Origin of the sequence: Flavobacterium ginsengiterrae, assembly GCF_039539785.1 — a bacterium.
GTDB classification, from domain to species: domain Bacteria; phylum Bacteroidota; class Bacteroidia; order Flavobacteriales; family Flavobacteriaceae; genus Flavobacterium; species Flavobacterium ginsengiterrae.
In genome coordinates, this window is record NZ_BAABDU010000004.1 from 867,238 (window position 1) to 885,040 (window position 17,803).

The 17,803-nt window shown below is 34.1% G+C and carries 14 protein-coding genes; 11 read left to right on the top strand and 3 right to left on the bottom strand.

The genetic code is table 11. From position 1 onward, the window contains the following. Positions 1 to 25: 25 nt before the first annotated feature. The 3 genes from ABD859_RS14310 (at position 26) to ABD859_RS14320 (ending at position 2,619) form a co-directional block, all read left to right on the top strand. Positions 26 to 1,036, top strand: a complete 1,011-nt coding sequence (locus ABD859_RS14310) for a dipeptide epimerase (protein ID WP_345145297.1) — start codon at positions 26 to 28, stop codon at positions 1,034 to 1,036. Between the two features lies 1 nt (position 1,037). Further along, positions 1,038 to 2,072 carry an aminotransferase class I/II-fold pyridoxal phosphate-dependent enzyme gene (locus tag ABD859_RS14315; RefSeq protein ID WP_345145298.1) on the top strand — a complete coding sequence of 345 codons (1,035 nt, stop codon included), beginning with the start codon at positions 1,038 to 1,040 and terminating at the stop codon, positions 2,070 to 2,072. Between the two features lie 79 nt (positions 2,073 to 2,151). Beyond that, positions 2,152 to 2,619: a DUF1456 family protein gene (locus ABD859_RS14320; RefSeq protein ID WP_345145299.1), complete on the top strand. Its 468-nt coding sequence runs from the start codon at positions 2,152 to 2,154 to the stop codon at positions 2,617 to 2,619. Between the two features lie 156 nt (positions 2,620 to 2,775). Here ABD859_RS14320 and ABD859_RS14325 read toward each other — a convergent pair whose 3' ends face one another. Together ABD859_RS14325 and ABD859_RS14330 are read right to left on the bottom strand one after the other, a co-directional pair. Next, the gene (locus ABD859_RS14325; RefSeq protein ID WP_345145300.1) at positions 2,776 to 3,483 is read right to left on the bottom strand and encodes a LytR/AlgR family response regulator transcription factor; all 708 of its coding nucleotides are present in this window, start codon (positions 3,481 to 3,483) and stop codon (positions 2,776 to 2,778) included. A 3-nt stretch (positions 3,484 to 3,486) separates the two neighbouring features. Then, positions 3,487 to 4,527 carry a sensor histidine kinase gene (locus ABD859_RS14330; protein WP_345145301.1) on the bottom strand — a complete coding sequence of 347 codons (1,041 nt, stop codon included), beginning with the start codon at positions 4,525 to 4,527 and terminating at the stop codon, positions 3,487 to 3,489. Between the two features lie 221 nt (positions 4,528 to 4,748). Between ABD859_RS14330 and ABD859_RS14335 the strand changes: the two genes are divergently transcribed. Continuing rightward, on the top strand, positions 4,749 to 5,546 hold the full coding sequence (locus ABD859_RS14335; protein ID WP_345145302.1) for a DUF5694 domain-containing protein: 798 nt from the start codon (positions 4,749 to 4,751) through the stop codon (positions 5,544 to 5,546). Between the two features lie 190 nt (positions 5,547 to 5,736). Here the strand turns inward: ABD859_RS14335 and sucC are convergent, their stop codons facing one another. Next, the gene (gene sucC / locus ABD859_RS14340; protein WP_345145303.1) at positions 5,737 to 6,930 is read right to left on the bottom strand and encodes an ADP-forming succinate--CoA ligase subunit beta; all 1,194 of its coding nucleotides are present in this window, start codon (positions 6,928 to 6,930) and stop codon (positions 5,737 to 5,739) included. Between the two features lie 415 nt (positions 6,931 to 7,345). Between sucC and gltB the strand changes: the two genes are divergently transcribed. From gltB to ABD859_RS14375, 7 genes are all read left to right on the top strand, one after another. Beyond that, positions 7,346 to 11,863, top strand: a complete 4,518-nt coding sequence (gene gltB / locus ABD859_RS14345) for a glutamate synthase large subunit (RefSeq protein WP_345145304.1) — start codon at positions 7,346 to 7,348, stop codon at positions 11,861 to 11,863. 157 nt (positions 11,864 to 12,020) lie between these two features. Then, positions 12,021 to 13,475, top strand: a complete 1,455-nt coding sequence (locus ABD859_RS14350; RefSeq protein ID WP_345145305.1) for a glutamate synthase subunit beta — start codon at positions 12,021 to 12,023, stop codon at positions 13,473 to 13,475. Positions 13,476 to 13,890: 415 nt separating this feature from the next. Next, positions 13,891 to 15,114 (top strand): diaminopimelate decarboxylase, encoded by a 1,224-nt coding sequence (gene lysA, locus ABD859_RS14355; RefSeq protein ID WP_125721574.1) that lies wholly within the window; start codon positions 13,891 to 13,893, stop codon positions 15,112 to 15,114. A gap of 254 nt (positions 15,115 to 15,368) precedes the next feature. Beyond that, positions 15,369 to 15,683 carry a GIY-YIG nuclease family protein gene (locus ABD859_RS14360; protein WP_345145306.1) on the top strand — a complete coding sequence of 105 codons (315 nt, stop codon included), beginning with the start codon at positions 15,369 to 15,371 and terminating at the stop codon, positions 15,681 to 15,683. Between the two features lie 404 nt (positions 15,684 to 16,087). Continuing rightward, positions 16,088 to 16,483, top strand: a complete 396-nt coding sequence (locus ABD859_RS14365) for a helix-turn-helix domain-containing protein (protein ID WP_345145307.1) — start codon at positions 16,088 to 16,090, stop codon at positions 16,481 to 16,483. Positions 16,484 to 16,548: 65 nt separating this feature from the next. Then, positions 16,549 to 16,998 carry a hypothetical protein gene (locus tag ABD859_RS14370; protein WP_345145308.1) on the top strand — a complete coding sequence of 150 codons (450 nt, stop codon included), beginning with the start codon at positions 16,549 to 16,551 and terminating at the stop codon, positions 16,996 to 16,998. 300 nt (positions 16,999 to 17,298) lie between these two features. Next, positions 17,299 to 17,751, top strand: coding sequence for a hypothetical protein (locus ABD859_RS14375; protein WP_345145309.1), 453 nt, complete (start codon positions 17,299 to 17,301; stop codon positions 17,749 to 17,751). The last annotated feature ends 52 nt before the right edge of the window (positions 17,752 to 17,803 follow it).

Below are 17,803 nucleotides of genomic sequence, written 5' to 3' on the forward strand. Positions count from 1 at the left end.
AACAATACAAAATAAGCGAATTACCATGAAACTGATTTTAAGAGAATACAATCTTGAACTAAAACATACTTTTACGATTTCCAGAGAATCTATAGATTTTCAGCCTTCACTAATTGTCGAACTTCAAAGTGAGGGTTTTTCAGGATTTGGAGAAGCAACTTCAAACCCCTATTATCATATTACAGTGCCTATGATGATTCAGGATTTAGAAAAAATCAGAAACATTATTGAAAATACAGAAAACGAAACTCCTGAAATATTCTGGGCAAAAATGCATCCGTATTTAAAAGATGATATGTTTGCGCTTTGCGCATTAGACCTGGCTTACAATGACTTATATGCTCGCAAAAAAGGCAAAAAATTATATGAATTATGGAACTATACTACCGAAAGAAATCCAATGACGGATTACACAATTGGGATTGCTTCTATAGAAAAAATGGTTTCAAAAATGCAGGAACTTCCATGGCCTATTTATAAAATTAAATTAGGAACCAAAGAGGATATTGCCATCGTAAAAGAACTTAGAAAACATACTGATGCCATTTTTAGAATCGACGCGAATTGTGGCTGGACAGTTGAAGAAACAATTAATAATGCTGTCGAGCTAAAAAAACTGGGCGTAGAATTTTTAGAACAGCCTATGAAAGCAGATAATTGGGAAGGTCATAAAGAAGTTTTTAAACATTCTGTTCTTCCTGTTATTGCAGATGAAAGCTGTATTATAGAAGAAGATGTTGCAAAATGTTTTAATCATTTTCATGGCGTAAACGTAAAACTGGTAAAATGCGGCGGACTTACTCCGGGAAAACGCATGATTGAAGAAGCTAAAAAACTGGGCTTAAAAACCATGGTAGGCTGTATGACTGAATCTACGGTGGGAATTTCTGCTATTGCGCATTTACTTCCTCAACTGGATTATGTCGATATGGACGGAGCTTTGTTATTAGCTAATGATATTGCTACTGGAGTAACGATAAAAGATGGCGTGATAAGTTATTCTGATTTAAACGGAACCGGCGTTACACTTTTGTAAAATGATAGTCAATAAATTCCCCGATCGAAGTATTGAAATTGACCAGGAACAGTTTTTGTATTTTGGCGGCACGGCTTATCTTGGACTGCCAACAAATACAGAATTTCAGAATTTGGTCGTTCAGAATATTTTAAAATGGGGAACAACTTACGGAAGTTCGCGGACTGCCAACATAAAATTGAGCGCTTATGATGCCGGCGAAAAATTTCTGGCTTCGCATATTGGCGCAGAAAATGCTGTTACGGTTTCATCTGGAATGCTGGCTGGAAAACTGGTTTTAGAAAAAATAAAAGCACATACAGATTCTTTTTTTCATTTAAACGAAATCCATTCTGCTATTACAACTCAAAACAGTCTTCCTGTTTTTGTAGATAACAAATTAAATGATCGTTTACTAGATTCAAAATCTAAAAGAATAACGATTTTAACCGACGGCGTTCCTTCATTTCACACAAAATTGGTTGATTTATCGTTTTTAGAACAAATTTCTAAATCGAAAGAAATCACTTTAATTGTTGATGAATCGCATTCTTTTGGAATATTAGGCGAAAATGGCGCTGGAATTTATTCTTCAATTTCGTTTCCAGTTAAAAGAAAAATCATGGTATCTTCATTAGGAAAAGCTTTTGGTTTAACCGGCGGTGTTATTGCAGGAGATGCACAATTTATCAGTGAAATAAAAGAACTCGAAACATTTACAAGTGCTGCCGGAATGAATCCTGCTTTTGTGCAGACAATTTCTGATGCTTCGGAAATTTATATAAAGCAGCACAAGAAGCTTTTAGAAAATCTAAGTTATATTGATTCTATTTTAATTAAAAATGACAATGTAAAATTTGACAAAACCTATCCTCTGATTTATTTATTATCTCAAAAATTAGTCGAAAAATTAAAATCTGAAAAGATTATTATTGCCAGCTTTAAATATACTCCCGAAGCCGAACCTTTAAACAGAATTGTAATTACGGCAAATCATCTAAAAGAAGATTTAGATAAACTGATTAAAGTCGTTAATGAATTTAATTCGCAGATTTAATCATTTTAAAAACTACCTTTGCAGAAGAATAGATTTTAGGAACTCGAAACCTGAAACAAAAAAACTTGAAACAAATACTATGACAAATAACGATATACTTAAAAAACTTCGCGTGGCATTAATGCTCCGTGACGACCAAATAGTTGAAATTTTAGAATTGGTAGATTTTAGAATTTCAAAATCAGAATTGGGTGCTTTTTTTAGAGCCGAAGATCATCCAAATTATATGGAATGCGGCGATCAGGTTTTAAGAAATTTTCTAAATGGATTGGTAATTCATTTAAGAGGAACGAAAGAAAACCCGAAAAACCCAAATGAAGTTTTAGCAAAACATAAAGCTGAAATCCCGAAGAAAGAAAACTCTAAAGATCGACCAGAATTTAAGGCCGCTCCAAAAGATTCTGAAAGAGCAAGAGGCGATAAAAGTCCATCAAAATCAGGATCATCAGCTGGAAAACCTAAAAAGAAAACATTCCCAAAAGGAAACGGAAAACCATCTGTTGTTGAAAAAGTCGTTTTTAAAAACGGCAATAAGAAAAAATCTTAATTTGGTGATTTAACCGCAAAGCACGCAAAGATTTTTTATCTGTAAGATAGAATATAAACGCAAAGTTCGCAAAGCTTTATCTATATAGCTTTGCGAACTTTGCGTTTATAAGCGTATGCTGAGTAAAAAATCTTTGCGTGCTTTGCGGTTAAAAAACTAAATCTTATTTTCCTCAATCTTATCAAAAAAAGCATCCTTATATGCAGCTCCAATTGGCAGTTCTTTTCCATTTACAAAAACTGAGAAATTATCCGTTGATTCAATATGCTTTAAAGAAACTACATACGATTTTTGTGTCTGAATAAAATCCGCTGAAGGCAATGATTCTATGACATTTTTTAATGACGAATGTGTTATAATCTGCTGCTTAGAAGTGTGAACGCAAACATAATTCTGCAGACTTTCTACATACAAAATTTCATTTAAAAATACTTTTTGAAATTTATTCTTTCCGTCTGTTTTTATAAAAATAAAATCAGGTGAATTTTGAGCAGTAACCGTTTCAGACTTTGGTTCAGAATTCAATTTTGAAACTGCCTGATAAAATCGTTCAAACGAAATGGGTTTTAATAAATAATCAACGGCATTTAATTCAAATCCTTCCAAAGCAAAATCTGGATAAGCGGTTGTAAAAATGACTTTTATATTTTTCGAAATAATTTTTGAAAGCTGTAAACCAGTTAATTGAGGCATTTGAATATCGAGAAAAATAACATCAACAGCTTGCGTGTTTAAAAATTCCAGCGCTTTTAAAGAATCATTAAAAACACCCGTTTTTTCAAGAAAATTCACTTTCCCAATATAGTTCTCCAGTATTCTTGTTGCTGGCGGTTCGTCGTCGACAATGATACATTTATAAGGCATACATTATTTCTTTAGTGGTATTTTTAAGTATGTTTTAAAGATATTATTTTCTTCTGTTTTTTCAAGAACAAATTGATCTTTATAGGCGTATTCTAATCTTTTCGTGAGGTTATCAAAGCCAATTCCCGTCGAAGAATAATTTTCGCCATCCAAACAATAATTAAAGGTCGAAATCTCCAGAAAATTTTCGTTTACACGAATAGAAATCACGGCTTTTTTAGTTTTATCGTTCAATTTTCCATGTTTAAAAACGTTTTCAACAAAATGAACCAAAGCCGAAGAAATGATTTTTTCATTTGAATAATTTCCTTCAATTGTAAAATCTAAAAACAATTGATTTTCAAATCTCTTCTTCTGTAAATGAATATAATTTTGAATGAACTGAATTTCTTTCGAAAGTATCGCTTCATCTTTGTCTGTTTCTGTAATCACATAACGAAGTAAATCAGAAAGAATCAAAATATCTTCGGCCATTTTATCATCTTTCAAAATCAGCTGGCTGTAAAAAGAATTCAACGTATTAAACAAAAAATGCGGACTCACCTGCGCTTTAAGCATCTGAAATTCTGCTTTCTTATTCTCCAAAAGCAATTCCTGATTGTGGCGTTGTGTCGTTTGAAACTGCCAAGATAAAAAAGTCAAAGTGCTTAAAATCACAGCCGGCAATCCGAAGAAAAAGTTATCTTTTATATAATATGTAATATCTCTTGCTTCTTCGTAATAGTTATGCATACCAGTAATATTATACATAACAACTTCTTCTAAAAAATAACGAGATGCCGTAAAAAGCAATAAAGAAACCGGAATTGTAAGTATATAAAAAAGTATTTTTCTTCTGTTAAAAAACAATTTACAAAAGACGTAGAAATTAAGAATATAAACACTAAACACTGCTAACATATAGGTTAATGAAAACCCGTAATATACTGCCTTCATTCCGATTTCTATTTTTCTCTCATTAAGTGCAATATCCCACAAAATGTATGTTAGGAATAATAAAAAGAAAAATACAATATGATAGTAAAAAGGGATTCTTGATTTCATAGTTTTCGATAATTAACTCAAAAATACAATTAAGCCTTAAATAGAAAATGATATTTATTTAAAAACAGATTTTTTAGTGATGAACTATCAAAAACGTTATACGAAAATTATTGGACTATAAATTTAATGTGTTCATAAAATGAAAACCTATGTTCATCAAAAACAAACATTTGAGATAAAAAGACAGCATAGATTTGTCATGAATTTAAAAACAAACCATCATGCAAAAAATCATTTTATTACTAGCTCTTATTACTTTTAGTATTACTTCAGCTCAAACTAAGAAAAAGCAAATTCTGTTAATTGGAACTTTTCATTACGCCAATCCTGGTCTTGATGTTGCTCAACTAAACAATTTCAATATCATGTCTGAAAAGAGTCAAAAGGAACTCGAAATAATGAGTGAAAAAATCAAAAAATTTGGCCCCGATAAAATATTTGTTGAATGGGAATTTAAAAAACAAGCCGAGTTAGATCAATTTTATAATAAAAATACCGACAGTCTTTTTAAAAATAATAAAAGCGAAATAACACAGCTGGCACTTCGCACTGCTAAAAAGCTGAATCATAAAAAATTATACGGAATGAACCTTTATACTCGCTTTCCATATGATAGCTTAATGATGAGTATGGAAAAAGCAAACCAAAAGGATTTAATCGCAAAAAATAAGGCGATTACAGAAAATTTCGAAAAACAACATAACGAAAAAATCAGAAAAAGTTCTTTACAAGAAATGATGTTATATTATAATACAAAACAAGCCGAAAATGAAAACCTTCAATGGTATTTGGAAGTAGCAAACAGAGCTGGAAATCCAGATGATTTTACAGGACCATCTTTAGTATCTAACTGGTACAAAAGAAATTTATACATGTATTCTATTATTCAGAAACTAACTGAAAGCACTGATAATAAAATAATGATCTTAGTAGGGGCCGGTCATGCTGCATTAATTAGAGAATATATCACACACGACCCAACATTTGAACTTGTAGAATTGTCGACTGTTTTGAAATAGCGCTGCGAATAATTTAACCACAAAGAACGCAAGAATTACGTAAAGTTCGCAAAGCTATTTAAGACATAGCTTTGCTAACTTTGCGTTTATAATATGCTGAAATAAAAAACCTTGCGTGCTTTGCGGTTTAAAAAAAAAAATCCACTCCGTAACGGAATGGATTTTCTATATAATTTGATTTCTTATTTAATTAAGAAAGAGCAGCTTTAACTTGGTCAGCAGCTTCTTGGAATTGAACAGCTGATAAGATTGGCATACCAGAATTATCGATTAATTCTTTTGCAATTTCAGCGTTTGTTCCTTGTAAACGTACAATGATTGGCACATTGATAGCGTCACCCATGTTTTTGTAAGCATCAACAACACCTTGAGCAACACGGTCACAACGAACGATACCACCAAAGATATTAATTAAGATAGCTTTTACGTTTGGATCTTTTAAGATAATTCTGAAAGCTGTTTCAACACGTTTAGCATCAGCAGTTCCACCAACGTCAAGGAAGTTAGCAGGCTCAAAACCAGCGTATTTAATTAAGTCCATAGTTGCCATTGCAAGACCAGCTCCGTTTACCATACATCCTACAGTACCGTCAAGGTCAACATAGTTAAGACCAACTTCTTTAGCTTCAACTTCGATTGGATTCTCCTCACGGATATCTCTCATTTCAGCATATTTAGGTTGTCTGTATAAAGCGTTATCGTCGATATTTACTTTAGCATCTACAGCTAAGATTTTGTTATCAGAAGTTTTAAGAACTGGGTTGATTTCAAACATAGAAGCATCAGAACCAATGTAAGCATTGTATAATGCATCGATGAATTTAATCATTTCTTTGAAAGCATTTCCAGAAAGACCTAAATTGAAAGCAATTCTTCTAGCCTGGAAACCTTGTAATCCTACAGCAGGATCAATTTCTTCAGTAAAGATTAAGTGTGGTGTGTGCTCAGCAACTTCTTCAATATCCATTCCACCTTCAGTAGAATACATAATCATGTTGCGTCCTGTACCTCTATTCAATAAAACAGAAACATAAAACTCAGAAGTTTCGCTTTCTCCAGGATAGTAAACATCTTCAGCCACCAATACTTTGTTAACTTTTTTACCTTCAGGCGGAGTCTGAGGTGTAATTAACTGCATTCCGATGATTTGTTCTGCTAACTCTTCAACTTGTTGTAAGTTTTTTGCCAGTTTAACTCCACCACCTTTTCCACGACCACCTGCGTGAATTTGTGCTTTAATTACATGCCATCCTGTTCCTGTTTCGGCAGTTAATTGTTTTGCAGCAGCCACAGCTTCAACTGCATTGTTAGCCACGATTCCGCGTTGTACGCGTACTCCGTAACTCGCTAAAATTTCTTTTCCTTGATATTCGTGTATGTTCATAATATAGAATTTGTCTGGTTCTGAATTTATTTCAGAATAAAAGTGCGACAAAAGTAACAAAATACAACTTAATAGTAAAATCTTTTTCAATTAAATAATGTTACATATAGGTATTAGCCGTTGAATATTTTTCAACGCAAACAAATCGTTAACGAAACAATTTGTTAATGTTAACACAAATCGATAAAAACGTTTGATATTTAACAAATAATTCATAGGTTTTATAAGCCTTACGACGATTTTTCTTAATATATTTTATTCTCAATTATGATTTTGATAATTCGCAATGCTTTATATAATAATATTATCATTTAAGAACCCTTTTTCTAATATTACTATAAAAATGAAAGCGAATAGATAATTTCACTACATTATGTTTAACGAAATCCGTATTTTTGTAAAAAAAATATCAAGAATGAGAGTTAAAGAACAAGGGCTTTATCTGCCTGAATTTGAACACGACAATTGTGGTGCAGGATTTATTTGTAATTTGAATGGTATTAAGTCAAATGATATTATTCATAAAGCATTAGACATCTTAATTAAATTGGAACATCGTGGTGCCGTAAGTTCTGATGGAAGAACTGGTGACGGAGCCGGAATTTTATTCGACATTCCTCATGATTTTTTTAAGAAAGTCTGCGACTTTGAAATCCCTGAAGCGCGTGAGTATGCAGTAGGAATGGTTTTTTTACCAAAAAGCAAAAACCAGGTTTCTTTTTGTATTAATGCATTTGAGGCAACAATTAAAGATCAGAACTTAAAAGTTTTAGGTTGGAGAGATGTGCCGGTTGAAGTTGAAAATTTAGGTGAAATCGCCGCAGAAAAAGAACCAACTGTTAAACAGGTTTTCGTTTCTAAAAACGGACAGGATTTAACTGAACAAGAATTTAATGCAAAACTTTTTGCAGCTAGAAAAATTGCAGAACATGCCGTAAGAGGATCTAAAACTTCTGAAAGCCACATGTTTTATTTTACTAGTTTATCGACAACTACTATAATATATAAAGGTCTATTGATGCCGGAAGACATCAGCCGTTATTATATAGATTTAAAAGATCCGGACCTGGTAACTCGTCTTGCACTTGTACACCAGCGTTTCTCTACAAATACATTCCCATCTTGGGACTTAGCTCAGCCATTTAGATATATGTGTCATAATGGTGAGATCAACACACTTCGTGGAAACGTGAGCCGTATGCGTGCTCGTGAAGAGCTTATGCAAAGCAAAGTTTTTGGCGATGATATCAAAAAATTATTCCCAATTATCTTAGAAGGAAAATCTGATTCTGCTTCTATGGATATGGTGGTTGAACTTTTATTAATGACTGGACGTTCTCTTCCAGAAGCCATGATGATGGTTGTTCCTGAAGCTTGGGAAAAACACCAAACCATGTCTGAAGAAAAAAGAGCTTTCTATGAATACAACGCTTGTATCATGGAGCCTTGGGATGGTCCTGCTTCTATTCCGTTTACAGATGGTAACGTAATTGGAGCTTTACTAGACAGAAATGGTCTTCGTCCATCTCGTTATACTTTAACAAAAAGCGGATTCGTAATTATGTCATCTGAAATTGGTGTTCTTGACATCGATCCGGAAGATGTAATCCAGCATGGTCGTCTAGAGCCAGGAAAAATGTTCTTGGTTGATATGAATGAAGGTCGTATCATCGAAGACGAAGAAGTTAAAAAAGCGATAGTTACAAAACGTCCTTATAAAGAATGGGTTGACGCTAATTTATTGCCTTTAGCTAAAGTTCCTTACACGAACAACCCTACTCCTGTTGAAAAATTAGATTTCTTAACAAGACAGCGTTTATTTGGTTACACGATTGAAGATTTAAAAACAATCATCAACCCAATGGGAAGCGACGGAGCTGAAGCAATTAGCTCTATGGGTAACGATACACCTTTGGCAGTTTTATCAGACCAGCCACAGTTGTTGTACAATTACTTTAAACAATTATTTGCTCAGGTTACTAACCCGCCGTTGGATGGTATTCGTGAAGAAATCATTACCGATATCAGTTTAGCAATTGGTGGAGATTTCAATATTTTCGAAATTGAATCAAAACAATGTAAAAAATTAAAAATCCAAAATCCGGTTGTTTCAAATGAGGATTTGGATAAAATTAGAAATATAGATCACCCAGATTTCAAATCGGCTACGATTTCTACTTTATATAAAATAGAAAAAGGAGTTAATGGTTTAGAGCGTGCTCTTGAAAAATGTGTTCAGGCAACTTTTAAAGCAGTTGAAGAAGGATGCAACATCATTATCTTATCTGATAGAGGTGTAAGCGAACAAATGGCTCCAATCCCAATGTTATTGGCTTGTTCTTACATTCACCATTCATTAAACATTTTACAGGTTCGTTCAAAATTCGGAATCATTATCGAATCTGCTGAACCACGCGAACCGCATCATTTTGCTTTATTGTTCGGATACGGCGCAAGTGCGATCAACCCTTACATGGTAAACGAAATCATTCACGATCAGGTTGAAAAAGGTTTCATTACAAAAGTAAAAGCAGATTATGCTGTTGTAAACTATAACAAAGCGATTGCAAAAGGAATTGTAAAAATCATGAACAAAATTGGTATCTCTACTTTACATTCATATAGAGCTGCTCAGATTTTCGAGATTTTAGGATTAAACAAAACATTTACATCTAAATATTTCCCTTACACTCCATCAAGAATTGAAGGAATTGGTTTAATGGAAGTAGAAAAAGAAGTGAAGAAACGTTTCCAAAAAGCTTTCCCAAATTCAAAAATTGCAAACTTGCTTTCTCTTGAAATTGGAGGTATTTACAGATGGAGACGCGGCGGTGAAAAACACATGTTTAACCCAACTACGATTTCTAAATTACAGCAGGCAGTTCGTTTAAACAGCCCAGAAAGCTATAAAGAATATGCAAATGCTGTAAACGAGCAAAGCTCAAACTTAATGACAATTAGAGGTTTATTTGAATTCAATAATTTAGATCCAATTTCTATTGACGAAGTAGAACCATGGACAGAAATCGTGAAGAAATTCAAAACCGGAGCGATGTCTTACGGATCTATTTCGAGAGAAGCGCACGAGAACTTAGCGATTGCAATGAACAGAATTGGTGGAAAAAGTAACTCTGGAGAAGGTGGAGAAGATCCAAAACGTTTCCAGAAAGAAATTAACGGAGATTCTAGAAACTCTGCAATTAAACAAGTTGCTTCTGGACGTTTCGGAGTTTCGATAAACTATTTGACAAACGCAAGAGAAATCCAAATCAAAATGGCTCAGGGAGCGAAACCGGGAGAAGGTGGTCAGTTACCTGGAGAAAAAGTAGTGCCTTGGATTGCTGAAACTAGAAACTCTACGCCTTATGTAGGTTTAATTTCGCCTCCGCCTCACCACGATATCTACTCTATTGAGGATTTATCTCAGTTGATTTATGATTTGAAAAATGCAAACCGTGAAGCTCGTATCAACGTAAAACTAGTTTCTGAAGTTGGAGTTGGAACTATCGCTGCCGGTGTTGCAAAAGCAAAAGCAGACGTTATCTTAATCTCTGGTTATGATGGAGGAACTGGTGCTGCACCATTAACTTCATTACAACACACAGGTATTCCATGGGAACTTGGTTTAGCAGAAGCACAACAAACTTTAATCCTGAACGACTTAAGAAGCCGTGTAGTTTTAGAGTGTGACGGACAGTTAAAAACAGGACGTGACGTTGCGATAGCAGCTTTATTAGGTGCAGAAGAATTCGGATTTGCTACGGCTCCGCTTGTAGCTTCTGGATGTATCATGATGAGAGCTTGTCACCTAAATACTTGTCCGGTTGGTATTGCAACTCAGGATCCAGAATTGAGAAAAAATTTCAAAGGAACTCCAGAGCACGTAATCAACTTCATGTATTTTATTGCAGAGGAGTTAAGAGAAATCATGGCTCAGTTAGGTTTCAGAACATTAAAAGAAATGGTAGGTCAGTCTCAAAAATTAAACGTAGACAAAGCGATCAAACATTATAAAGCTAATGGTTTAGATTTATCAACTATTCTATACAAACCGGAAAAAGCGAAAACGGTTCCAAATCACAATACAACAACTCAGGATCACGCTCTTGAAAACGTATTGGATTTCGACATCATCAAAGAAGCAATTCCTTCTATTTATAGAAAAGAGAAAACGAGAGTTACCTTCAAAATTAAAAATACAGACCGTTCTGTAGGTGCGATTTTGAGTAACGAAATCTCAAAAATTTATGGCGCACAAGGATTACCAGATGACACTATTTTAGTTGATTTTGAAGGTTCTGCCGGACAAAGTTTTGGTGCATTTGCAACAAACGGATTGTCATTTAAAATTCACGGAAACTGTAATGATTACTTAGGAAAAGGTCTTTCTGGAGGAAAACTAATTGTAAAAGTACCTCCTACTGCGACTTTCAAACCCGAAGACAACATCATTATCGGGAACGTTGCCCTTTACGGAGCTATTACCGGAGAGGCTTATATTAATGGTATCGCAGGAGAGCGTTTCTGTGTGAGAAACTCTGGAGCAACAGCAGTTGTAGAAGGAATTGGAGATCACGGATGCGAGTACATGACGGGTGGTACAGTTGTAGTTTTAGGAAAAACTGGAAGAAACTTCGCTGCTGGTATGAGCGGTGGTGTAGCTTACATTTACGATCCAAACAAAAAATTCGATTCGACAGTATGTAACATGGAAATGGTTGCATTCGATCCAATGGAAGAAGAGGACGTTACTAAACTAAGAAAACTGATCAAAAACCATTCATTGTACACCAGCAGTCCATTAGCAAAAAGAATTTTAGCAGACTGGGAAAATGAACAACAGCACTTCGTAAAAGTAATGCCGACAGATTACAAAAAAGCATTAAAACGAATTGCAGAAGAAAAACAAATAGAAGAATTAATAGCGGGATAAATGATTGTAGATTTTAGAGTTCAGATTTTAGATTAAAACTTAAACGCACAGCTTTGCGAACTTAAAACACTCAAAAAAGCAAAAAAAAGACCTTGCGTTCTTTGCGGTTAATAAAACAGAACTTTAAAATTCATCATTTACATTTAATAAAAATGTCATGGGTAAAATAGGCGGATTTAAAGAATATAATAGAGCCGACGAAAGTAATTTAGCAGTTGCAGAACGTGTTTCCAACTACAACGAATTTACTATTCCGGTACCAAAAGATAAATTAAAAGAACAAGGATCAAGATGTATGGACTGTGGTATTCCTTTTTGCCACAGCGGATGTCCGTTAGGAAATTTAATTCCTGATTTCAACGACATGGTACATCAGGAAGAATGGCAGAGTGCATTAGAGATTTTGCAGTCTACAAACAACTTCCCTGAATTTACAGGTCGCTTATGCCCTGCTCCATGTGAAAAATCATGTGTATTAGGAATCATCAAAGATCCGGTTTCTATCGAAAACATCGAGAAAAGCATCATCGAAAGAGGTTTTGCAGAAGGATGGATTAAACCTCAGCCACCAAAAACAAGAACTGGAAAAACGGTTGCCGTTATTGGTTCTGGACCAGCTGGTCTTGCTGCAGCGCAGCAATTAAACAGAGCTGGTCACACAGTTACTGTTTTTGAAAGAGACAATGCAATTGGTGGTTTATTACGTTACGGAATTCCAAATTTCAAATTAGAAAAAGGAATTATCGACCGTCGTGTAGTAGTTCTTGAAGCAGAAGGAATCACTTTCAAAACCAATGTAAACGTAGGTGTAAATTTCAGCGTTGAAGAATTAAACCAATTCGATTCTATTGTTTTATGCGGAGGAGCAACTGAAAGAAGAAGCTTACCAACTAAAGGAATCGAAAGCAAAGGTGTAGTTCAGGCAATGGATTTCTTAACACAGCAGACTAAAGTTCTTTTCGGAGAATCTATTCCAGACCAAGTAAAAGCAACTGGTAAAGATGTAATCGTTATTGGTGGTGGAGATACAGGTTCTGACTGTATTGGAACTTCTAACAGACACGGAGCTAAATCGGTAACTAACTTTGAGATTTTACCAAAACCTCCGGTTGGAAGAAGCGAAACAACTCCATGGCCTTTCTGGCCACTGCAGTTAAAAACATCTTCTTCTCACGAAGAAGGCTGCGACAGAAACTGGTTAATCAATACTAAAGAATTCATTTCTAACGATAAAGGTGAATTAACTGGATTAAAAACAGTTGAAGTACAATGGAAAATGACTCCGGGTCAAAGACCAGAACTAATCGAAAAAGAAGGTTCTGAAAAAATCTGGCCTTGCGATTTAGCATTGTTAGCACTTGGATTTACAGGTCCTGAAAAAACATTAAGCGAGCAATTAGGAATCGAGACTGATATGAGAAGCAATTACAAAGCTCATAATTATCAAACAAACGTTCCTCATATCTTCACAGCTGGAGATATGCGTCGTGGACAATCATTAATCGTGTGGGCTATTTCAGAAGGTCGCGAAGCAGCAAGAGAAGTAGATTTATTCCTTATGGGATCTACTAACTTGCCTACTAAAGGAAAAGGAGATTTACCAAGTTTGTAAATTAAGGTTCTGAGATGCTAAGTTGCTAAGCTTCTAAGGTTTTCTCATAAGATCTTAAAACATAAATCTTTTTTCCGATAACAACATAACTACTACAGCAAACCCTTGAATTTTTATTCAGGGGTTTTGTTTTTAGATACCGCTTTACTGGAGAGAAATTGCTCGCAAAGTCGCGAAGTCGCAAAGTTTTTTTAATTCTTTGCGACTTCGCGACTTTGCGAGATTAAAAAACTCAGTCCCGATAGCTATCGGGATAGTCCCTCAGAACCTTAGCACCTCAAAAAAAGGTTATAAAATTCCAAAAACAACAACTTTTTGTTTAAAATAAAACAATTTGTTACAATTTGTTATTTTTCTACAAATTATTTGCTGATAGATAAAAGTGTAATACATTTGCTCAAAATAGTTTATAAAAATGCAAGCAAAAGATTTACTGCAGTTAGCAGACCAATTTGGAAGTCCATTGTATGTTTACGATGCTGAAAAAATCCAATCTCAGTACAACAGATTAACTAAAGCTTTCTCTAAGGTAGAAAACTTAAGAGTTAATTACGCCATGAAGGCATTGTCTAACGTTGCGATTCTTCAGTTATTAAAGAACATGGGGTCTGGCTTAGATACTGTATCAATTCAGGAAGTTCAGCTAGGACTTCACGCTGGCTATGATCCTGACAAAATTTTCTTTACACCAAACGGCGTTTCTCTAGAAGAAATCGAAGAAGTTGCTGCAATGGGTGTACAAATCAATATCGACAACTTATCTATTCTGGAGCAGTTCGGAACAAAACATCCTAATATTCCAGTTTGTATTCGTATCAATCCACACGTAATGGCGGGTGGAAATGCTAATATTTCTGTTGGACACATCGATAGTAAATTCGGAATTTCTGTACACCAGATTCCGCATATTTTGCGAATTGTTGAAAACACAAAAATGAGCATTGTGGGTATTCACATGCACACAGGATCTGATATCTTAGATATCGAAGTATTCTTGTATGCTGCTGAAATATTGTTTGATACTGCAAAACATTTCAAAGATTTACAATTCTTAGATTTCGGAAGCGGATTCAAAGTTCCTTACAAAAAAGACGATATCGAAACAGATATTGAAGAATTAGGTAAAAAATTATCAAAAAGATTCAACTCTTTCTGTGCAGAATATGGTAGAGATTTAACTTTGATTTTCGAACCAGGAAAATTCCTTGTGAGCGAAGCAGGTCATTTCTTAGTAAAAGTAAACGTAGTAAAACAAACAACTTCTACAGTTTTTGCTGGAGTTGATAGTGGTTTTAACCATTTAATTCGTCCAATGTTATACGGATCTTCTCACCATATCGAAAACATCTCGAATCCGAAAGGAAAAGAGCGTTTTTATTCTGTTGTAGGATACATTTGCGAAACCGATACATTTGCAAACAACCGTAGAATTCCAGAAATTACAGAAGGTGATATTTTAGCTTTCCGTAACGCTGGAGCATATTGTTTCTCAATGTCTTCGAACTACAATTCAAGATACAAACCAGCCGAAGTTCTTTGGATGAACGGACAAGGAATCTTGATTCGTGCTCACGAAACTTTCGAAGATTTACTTAAAAATCAAATTCCGTTGCCACAAGAAATTGCTGCAACAGTTTAAAATAAAAAAAAAGAGAATATCTAGAAGTCCCGTTTCTTAATTGAAGCGGGATTTTTTATTTTAGATTTCTGAGTTTAGATTTTAGATTTTTTTGAATTACGATTGTCTGGCTGAGCGAAGTCGAAGCTACTACCAAAGTTTATCCTCAATCTTGTCATTTCGACGAAGGAGAAATCTTCGCAAGGAACTCTACAAAGATCGGCGAAAAAAATAAACAGGAAATTTCCTTATTTTTTTTAGTTTTACAAAAAAATATGCAACTACAAGAAGGTTATCACACGTATTACATATACATCCTTACAAATAAATACAAAACAGTTTTCTATACGGGAGTTACAAATAATTTAAAAATCCGTTTAAGTCAGCACAAAGAAAACAATACAACTGGAAACAAAACCTTTACTTCAAAATACAATATTACATACCTATTATATTATGAAAAGTTCACTTGGATTCAAGAAGCAATTGCTCGTGAAAAAGAATTAAAAGACTGGAGAAGAGAAAAGAAAATTGAATTGATAAAAACTATTAATCCTGATCTAGATTTTTTGAATTATTTATTCGTGTGATTTAGCAGTAAACATCGAACTATTCAGTATGGGTTGTCATTTCGACGAAGGAGAAATCTTCGTGAGAAATTCTACAAAGATTGGATATTCATTGCGGAGCTTCTTACGAAGATTTCTCCTTCGTCGAAATGACAAGATTGGGTTTAAACTTGTAAACCCATCTCAAAATCATTAGAATCAGGTTAAAATTTATCGTTTTTCCGCCTAGTTTGTCATTTCTCCCGCTGGCGCGAGCGTCCCGCTCGTGAACACAATGCAAGCAAATCCTATAATTTTAAAATCTGTGTAGGCACGAGCGGGACGCTCGCGCTAGCCGCAACAAATAAAACTTAAAATAATCGAACCAAATCTCTGTCCGAAAAAACATATATTTGTAATTCATAAAAATTAAATACCTTTGAATTATGAGCACAGCAGTAAAACCAAAACACATTGGCAGAAATATCAGCCGAATTAGAGAGCTTAAAGGTATGAAGCAGGAAGCACTTGCGATTGCAATTGGTTCAAATCAACAAGCAATATCTATTATTGAAAACAGCGAAACTGTTGAAAAAGATAAACTTGAAAAAATTGCGAAAGTTCTCGGTGTCACTGTAGAAGCAATTGAAAATTTTTCAGAAGAAGCAGTTTTCAATTTTTTCAATAACTTTTATGATAATAGTTCTATTAGTGGTGCTCAAGGAATCAATAATAATTGTACATTCAATCCATTAGATAAAGTTGTAGAACTTTACGAACGTCTGGTTCAGGCTGAAAAAGACAAAAACGAATATTTAGAAAAATTACTGAAAGAGAAGTAATTACTCATCAAAGTAAATTTCATGAAAGCACAAGATTTTACTTTGTGCTTTTTTTATACTAACATATGATGGATAAAGATGAATCTCGAATTTATAGCGGAAATTATATTTTAACTTCTACTACAATTGTACTTATCGTTTTTTTTATTTTTATTTGTTTGATCATTCATCAATCTATTTCACTAGGAAATAATAGATATTGGGTGAGCATATTAAGCTTTGCGTTTATTTTTGCATTTTTTACATATAGGATGAATTATTTTATCCTAACTGATAAAAAATTAATAGTAAAAAACCCTATTTGGTATTCAAAACTTATAGAATTCGATTTAAATACAATAAAAGAAATTACTTTTATACAGCCTTTTCGTTCTCCCAAATCTTTATATATTCATACTCAAAATGAAAAACAACTAATACGGGCAAGCAGTTTAAGAGATAAAACCTGGAAAAGATTAAAACAAGATTTAGAAAACAAAAACATTCTTATTCATGACAAAATTGGTTTGAATTAGAATCAAAAAACTAATAATCGCCCCGCTTTTCTAAGTTTTCTTAAATATTGTTATCGCTGTGCGAAGTCTTCGATTTCGTACCCGTCCCAATATTCCACAAAATTTATATTAAAAGTAAATTTCTCAGTAATATCTTTAACAGTTCTACTTTCAAGTTGAAAATTGGAGTGGATTATAGTTGTCGGTCCGAAGTCGAAGACTTCGCACAGCACAATAATTTAACTCAACTTTTTTTTTGAAATATTTTAGATTCAAATAAAAATCCTATTTTTAGCTTCACCAAATCAAACCCCAAAATCAATGAAAATTACAATTCCCCTATCAACCTTACTCCTACTACTTACAATCAACTCATTCAGCCAAACCATTGCTGATTTAAAATTAAAACCAAAAGAAATTCCAAAAGGCGGTTATATAGCAAGCGACGGTAATGTTTGTATTACACCGCAAGCCTGTACCTTTTATAATGATATTGAAACCTACAGCAATATTGTTGGAACTGTAAAAAGCAAAGCCATTCAAAGCTTTAAAAGCAAAGCCGACCGAGGTTCTATCATGTATTTTGAGTTTGATCACGTTTTTAAAGGCGACAGATTTCTGCAAGGTTTGTTGTGGGGAAAAGACGGCCAGCCAACCGATGAACATCCAGAAGAATATCTGGCAAAAGGAAGATTCCTTGTTATTTGGAGCCTTCATCCAGATAGTCCGCTAAAAGAAAAATCTGAAACTAAAGTAGAATCTATTTTACAATAACAATCCTAATCGCAGCTTCATTTTAAATCAGTAATTTTGTTCATTAAAAACA

Excerpts from the sequence above, each read along its gene's own strand:
- ABD859_RS14310 (WP_345145297.1), top strand. The coding sequence starts at position 26 with ATGAAACTGATTTTAAGAGAATACAATCTTGAACTAAAACATACTTTT.
- ABD859_RS14315 (WP_345145298.1), top strand. The coding sequence starts at position 1,038 with ATGATAGTCAATAAATTCCCCGATCGAAGTATTGAAATTGACCAGGAA.
- ABD859_RS14320 (WP_345145299.1), top strand. The coding sequence starts at position 2,152 with ATGACAAATAACGATATACTTAAAAAACTTCGCGTGGCATTAATGCTC.
- ABD859_RS14325 (WP_345145300.1), bottom strand. The coding sequence starts at position 3,483 with ATGCCTTATAAATGTATCATTGTCGACGACGAACCGCCAGCAACAAGA.
- ABD859_RS14330 (WP_345145301.1), bottom strand. The coding sequence starts at position 4,527 with ATGAAATCAAGAATCCCTTTTTACTATCATATTGTATTTTTCTTTTTA.
- ABD859_RS14335 (WP_345145302.1), top strand. The coding sequence starts at position 4,749 with ATGCAAAAAATCATTTTATTACTAGCTCTTATTACTTTTAGTATTACT.
- sucC (WP_345145303.1), bottom strand. The coding sequence starts at position 6,930 with ATGAACATACACGAATATCAAGGAAAAGAAATTTTAGCGAGTTACGGA.
- gltB (WP_345145304.1), top strand. The coding sequence starts at position 7,346 with ATGAGAGTTAAAGAACAAGGGCTTTATCTGCCTGAATTTGAACACGAC.
- ABD859_RS14350 (WP_345145305.1), top strand. The coding sequence starts at position 12,021 with ATGGGTAAAATAGGCGGATTTAAAGAATATAATAGAGCCGACGAAAGT.
- lysA (WP_125721574.1), top strand. The coding sequence starts at position 13,891 with ATGCAAGCAAAAGATTTACTGCAGTTAGCAGACCAATTTGGAAGTCCA.
- ABD859_RS14360 (WP_345145306.1), top strand. The coding sequence starts at position 15,369 with ATGCAACTACAAGAAGGTTATCACACGTATTACATATACATCCTTACA.
- ABD859_RS14365 (WP_345145307.1), top strand. The coding sequence starts at position 16,088 with ATGAGCACAGCAGTAAAACCAAAACACATTGGCAGAAATATCAGCCGA.
- ABD859_RS14370 (WP_345145308.1), top strand. The coding sequence starts at position 16,549 with ATGATGGATAAAGATGAATCTCGAATTTATAGCGGAAATTATATTTTA.
- ABD859_RS14375 (WP_345145309.1), top strand. The coding sequence starts at position 17,299 with ATGAAAATTACAATTCCCCTATCAACCTTACTCCTACTACTTACAATC.